Source organism: Streptomyces sp. 5-10 (assembly GCF_014712245.1).
GTDB lineage: Bacteria > Actinomycetota > Actinomycetes > Streptomycetales > Streptomycetaceae > Streptomyces > Streptomyces violaceusniger.
The window spans coordinates 1-5,667 of the sequence record NZ_JACVYG010000133.1 but is presented as its reverse complement, the minus strand read 5'-3'; the positions used below and the strand labels follow the sequence as shown (position 1 = coordinate 5,667).

At 72.8% G+C, this 5,667-nt stretch carries 1 protein-coding gene and 1 pseudogene; both read right to left on the bottom strand.

Annotated features, from left to right (window positions below):
• Positions 1 to 3,130: amino acid adenylation domain-containing protein (locus tag IEJ02_RS51545; protein WP_498067142.1), on the bottom strand; the 3,130-nt coding region annotated here is incomplete at its 3' end.
• A gap of 162 nt (positions 3,131 to 3,292) precedes the next feature.
• Positions 3,293 to 5,667: pseudogene (locus IEJ02_RS51540) on the bottom strand (condensation domain-containing protein); the annotation flags it as partial.

Here is a 5,667-nt window from a genome sequence, read left to right as displayed (position 1 = left end):
ACACCTCCGGAAGCGTGACCATGACCTCAACAGCCGCGTCCCCGTTCCACTCCACCAGCACCCGCCGACGCTCGGCCGCCGAGAGGAGGTCCACCTCCGAGAGGGGCAGGGCCGGGTTGGCCGCCACGGCCTCCAGGAAGCGTACGAACCGGTCGGCCAGCGCCTGGGCGCCTGCCCGGTCGTACAGATCGGTGTTGTAGACCAGCGTGCCCGTCATCCCCGCCGGGGTGCCGTCGGCGTCGAAGGTCTCGCCGATCGCGAAGTCCAGGTCGAACTTGGCCGTGCGGTTGTTGGCGGGGTGCAGCCGGGTGTCCAGGCCGGGGAAGCGCAGCGTCAGCTCGGGGATGTTCTCGAACGTCAGCATGGTCTGGAACAGCGGGTGCCGGGAGAGCGACCGGTCCGGGCTCAGGGTCTCCACCAACAGGTCGAACGGCACCTCCTGGTGGGCGTAGGCGGCCAGGTCCACCTCGCGGACCCGTTCCACCAGCTGCCGGAAGGTCGGGTCGCCCGACACGTCGTTGCGCAGCACCAGCGTGTTGACGAAGAACCCGATCCCGTCCACCAGGGACTCGTCGTTACGGCCCGCGATGGCTGTGCCGATGGGGATGTCCTCGCCCGCGCCCAGCCGGGAGAGCAGGCCGGCGAGGCCCGCCTGCACCACCATGAAGAGGCTGGCACCGCTGGTGCGGGCGATGTCGGTCAGGGCGATCTGCAGCTCGGGGCTCAACGACAGCGGCAGACGGTCGCCGTCGTTGCTCAGGACCGCCGGGCGGGGCCGGTCGGTCGGCAGCTCCAGCTGTTCGGGCAGGCCGTCCAGGGTCTGCTTCCAGTAGTCGAGCTGACGGCTGAGCAGGCTGTCCGGGTCCTCCTCGCTGCCCAGCAGCTCGGCCTGCCACAGCGTGTAGTCCGCGTAACTCACCGGCAGCGGCCGCCAGGTGGGGGCAGCCCCGGCGCGCCGCGCGGTGTAGGCCGCGGCCAGGTCGTCCACCAGCGGGCCGAAGGACCAGCCGTCGGCGACGATGTGGTGCACCACGATCAGGAAGACGTGTTCGGTGGGGCTCAGCACCAGCAGGTCGGCCCGGATGGGCAGTTCGGCGGCGAGGTCGAACCCGCGCCGTGCCACCTCGGTCAGCGCCGTATCCAGCCGGTCCTCCGCCACCTCGGAGACCCGGATCTCGGCGTGTGCCCGCTCGGCGGGCAGCACGCGCTGCGAGGGCACGCCCTCGTGGTCGGGGAACAGCGTGCGCAGGCTCTCGTGGCGGGCGATGACGTCGTGCAGCGCGGCGTAGAGCGCGGCGCGGTCGAGCCGTCCGGTGAAGCGCAGCGACACGCCCAGGTTGTAGGTCCCGTCCGCGTGTCCCATCTGGTTGATGAACCACAGTCCGCGCTGCGGGAACGCCAGCGGGACCACCTCGGGGCGCGGGCGGGGCGCCAAGGGGGTGCGCGTCCCGGTGGCCCGGTCCACCAGCTTGGCCAGCTCGGCGACGCTGGGCGCGTCGAACAGGTCGCGCACCGCCACGTCGACGCCGAGCACGGCCTTGATGCGGAGCACCAGCCGGGTGGCGAGCAGGGAGTGTCCGCCCAGGGCAAAGAAGCTGTCGTCGACGGAGACCGAGGCCAGTTCGAGGATTTCGGCGAACAGACCGCAGAGCACCTGCTCCTGCGGGGTGCGCGGGGCCCTGCCCGCTCCCTCGCCGGCGAGCTCCGGCGCCGGCAGTGCCGTGCGGTCGAGCTTGCCGTTGGGGGTGAGCGGGAGGGCGTCGAGCGCCATGACGGCCGAGGGCACCATGTAGTCGGGCAGCGCCTCGGCGAGCTCGTCGCTCAGCGCGGCCAGGTCGAGCGGGTGGTCCGCGGCGGGTACCGCGTAGGCGACCAGCCGCTTGTCGCCGGGACGGTCCTCGCGCACGATCACCGCCGCGGAGGCCACCCCGGGTTGGCGGGCCACCGCGGCCTCGACCTCACCGGGTTCGATCCGGAAGCCCCGGATCTTGACCTGGTCGTCGGCGCGGCCGGCGAACTCCAGCACCCCCTCGTCGGTCCGGCGGGCGAGGTCGCCCACCCGGTACATCCGGCTCCCGGCCGGACCGTAGGGGTCGGCGACGAACCGCTCGGCGCTGAGCGCGGGCGCCCGCCAGTAGCCGCGCGCCAGGCCCTCGCCCGCGATGTACAGCTCACCGAGCACACCCGGCGGCACCTTGCGCAGGCTGTTGTCGAGGACGTAGGCGCGCATGTTGTCCAGCGGCCTGCCGATCGGCACGACATCGGGCACGGCGCCGGGCGAGGACACCCGGTGGAAGGTGGCGAAGGAGGTGGTTTCGGTCGGGCCGTAGGTGTCCTTGAACACCATGCCGGGGAAGCGCTCGAGCAGAGTTCGCACCGCCGTACCGGGCACGACGTCGCCGCCGGCCAGCAGCTCCCGCACACCGGTCAGGCAGTCCAGGTCGTTCTCCGCCACGACCCGGAACAGCCCGGCGGTCAGATGCAGTCCGGTGACGCCGTGCTCGGTGATCATCCGGCGCAGCGTTTGGACGTCCATGTCCTGCGGGGGCGCGATGACGACCGTGCCGCCGGTGAGCAGCGGCACCCACAGCTCGTAGTTGGCGGCGTCGAAGGCGTGCGGGGCGTGCAGCAGCACCCGTCGGTGGGCGTCCGCGTCGAAGCAGCCGTCCAGCGCGAACGCGAGCAGATCGCGGTGGGTGACCGCGACCCCCTTGGGGCGGCCGGTCGACCCGGAGGTGAACATCACATAGGCGAGCCGCTCGGGATGCCCGGCGACGGTGGGGGCGTGCGCCGGGAGCCCCGCGAGGTCGTCGTCCACCACGACGGTGGTCGCCTGGTGGGTGAACTCCAGCTCGGGCTGGGCCCGGTCGACCAGCAGCACCGACGCGTCGGTCTGCGCCAGCACCAGCTGCCACCGGGTCTGCGGGGCGCGCGCGTCCAGCGGCACATAGGCACCGCCGGCCTTGAGCACGGCGAGCAGTGAGACGACGAGGTCCACCGAGCGCTGCTGCAGCACGGCCACCCGTGCCTCCGGGCCGACGCCCGCGGCGATCAGCCGGTGCGCGAGCCGGTTGGCCCGCGTCTCCAGCTCCCGGTAGGTGACCTCGGTGCCGTCGGCGGCGATGAGCACGGTGCGGTCCGGGGCGGCGGCCACCCGCTCGGCGAACCGGGCGGGTACGGTGCCCGTGAGAGCGGCCACCTCACGGACGGCACCGGTCTCCGCCCTGGACAGCCGGCCGGTCTCCTCGGGCTCCAGCACGTCGATCTCGGCGATGCTCGCCTCCGGCCGCGCGGCGGCCGACTCAAGCACCCGGAGGAGGCGCCCCACCATCCGGCGCACGGATTCCGCGTCGAACAGATCGGTGCTGTACAGCACCTGCCCGCCGATCCCCGCGGGCTCCCCCTCGGCGTCCCGCCGCTCGCTGAAGTCGAACTGCAGGTCGAACTTGGCGATGGTCAGGTCGCCCGGGGCCACCGAGGCGTCCAGGCCCGGCAGCTCCAGCGAACGGTCCGGGTGGTCCTGCATGCTGAGCAGGATCTGGAACAGCGGGTGCCGGGACAGCGAACGGTCCGGGTTGAGCACCTCGACCAGCCGCTCGAACGGCACGTCCTGGTGCGCGTAGGCCGCCAGGTCGGTCCGGCGGACCCGGTCCACCAGTTCGGTGAACGACGGCCGCCCGGAGGTGTCGGTGCGCAGCACCAGGGTGTTGACGAAGAACCCGACCATGTCGTCCAGTGCCTCGTCGGTACGTCCGGCGATCGGGCTGCCGACCGGGATGTCGTCGCCCGCGCCCAGCTTGGACAGCAGCACCGCCAGCGCCGCCTGGAGCACCATGAACACACTGGCGCCGCCGGCGTGGGCGACGGCGAGCAGCTCACGGTGGAGTTCGGGGCCGATCTCGCAGTCCAGTACGGCGCCGCGGTGGCTGGCGACGGCGGGCCGGGGCCGGTCGGTGGGCAGGGCCAGCTCCTCCGGAAGCCCGGCCAGGGCCGTCTTCCAGTACGCCAACTGGCGTGCGAGCGCGCTCTGTTCGTCGGTGTCGTCGCCGAGCAGTGACCGCTGCCAGAGGGTGTAGTCGGCGTAACTCACCGGCAGCGGCTCCCAGCCGGGGGCCCGGCCGTCACAGCGGGCCGTGTAGGCCGTCGACAGGTCGCGCACCAGGGGCTCCAGCGACCAGCCGTCACCGGCGATGTGGTGGACGACGACGGACAGCACATGCTCAGCGCCGCCGAGGTGGAACAGCTCGGCGCGCAGCGGGAGTTCGGTGGCGAGGGAGAAGGTGTGGCGGGCCGCGGCGGCCAGAGCGGCGGGCAGGTCCGCGGCGGCGACCTCGGAGACCGCCGGCAGGGACGGCAGGTCCTCGGGGGCCACCACCTGCTGCCGGGGCTCACCCGCAGTGTCGGGGAACACGGTGCGCAGGCTCTCGTGCCGCAACAGGACGTCGCGCAGCGCCGCCCGCAGCGCCGCGACATCGAGATCGCCGGACATCCGCAGGACGAACGGGATGTTGTAGGTGGGGTTGGGGCCGTCGAGCCGGTCGAGGAACCACAACCGCGCCTGGGCGAACGACAGCGGCATCGGGTCGGGCCGCCGCGTCGGGACCAGCGCGGCTCGCGCGGCCGCCGCGGTGTCCAGCAGCCCGGCGAGCGCGGCCACGGTGGGCCGGTCGAAGACGTCGTGCACGGCGAGTTCGACGCCGAGCACGGCACGGGCCCGGCTGGCGAGCCGGGTGGCGGCCAGGGAGTGACCGCCGAGGGCGAAGAAGTTGTCGTCCACGCCGACCGTGGGCACGCCGAGCACCTCGGTGAAGAGCGCGGCCAGCACCTGTTCGTGCGGGGTGCGGGCGTCGCGGCCGGCCGCCCCTCCGGTCATCTCGGGCTCCGGCAGCGCCCGTGCGTCGAGCTTGCCGCTGGGGGTCAGGGGCAGGGCGGGCAGCGTGACGAACGCGGCGGGCAGCATATAGTCCGGCAGCGACTCCCCGAGCTTCTTGCGCAGCAGCCCCGGCTCCGGCGCCTCTCCCGGGTCCTGCGGCACCACATAGGCCACGAGCCTGCGTTCGCCGCCCCGCTCGTCGCGGGCGACCACCGCGCAGTCGGCCACGCCCTGGCAGGCCGACAGCACGGCCGCGATCTCACCCGTCTCGATGCGGAAACCCCGGATCTTCACCTGGTCATCGGCGCGCCCCAGGNCGGATCTTCACCTGGTCATCGGCGCGCCCCAGGTACTCCAGCAGCCCGTCGGCGTTCCAGCGCGCCAGGTCACCGGTGCGATACATCCGCCTACCATCACCCGCGAAGGGATCCGCCACGAAACGGGACGCGCTCAGCCCCGGCCGCTTCAGATAGCCCTGCGCCACCCCACCACCAGCGACATACATCTCGCCGACCACACCCGGAGGGGCCGGGCGCAGCGCGCTGTCCAGGACATGGATCCGCAGGTCCGGGATGCCTCGGCCGATCAGTGACCCTGCGCCCGAGGCAGCGAGTTCCGGGTTCAGGGGCAGGTGGCTGACGTGGACCGTGGTCTCGGTGATGCCGTACATGTTCACCAACAGCGGTGCGCAGACGGCGCCCTCGCCGTGCCGCTCGTACCACTCCGCCAGCCGCCCCAGGTCCAGCGCCTCACCACCGAAGACCACATGGCGCAGCACCAGCCGGTCACCGGTC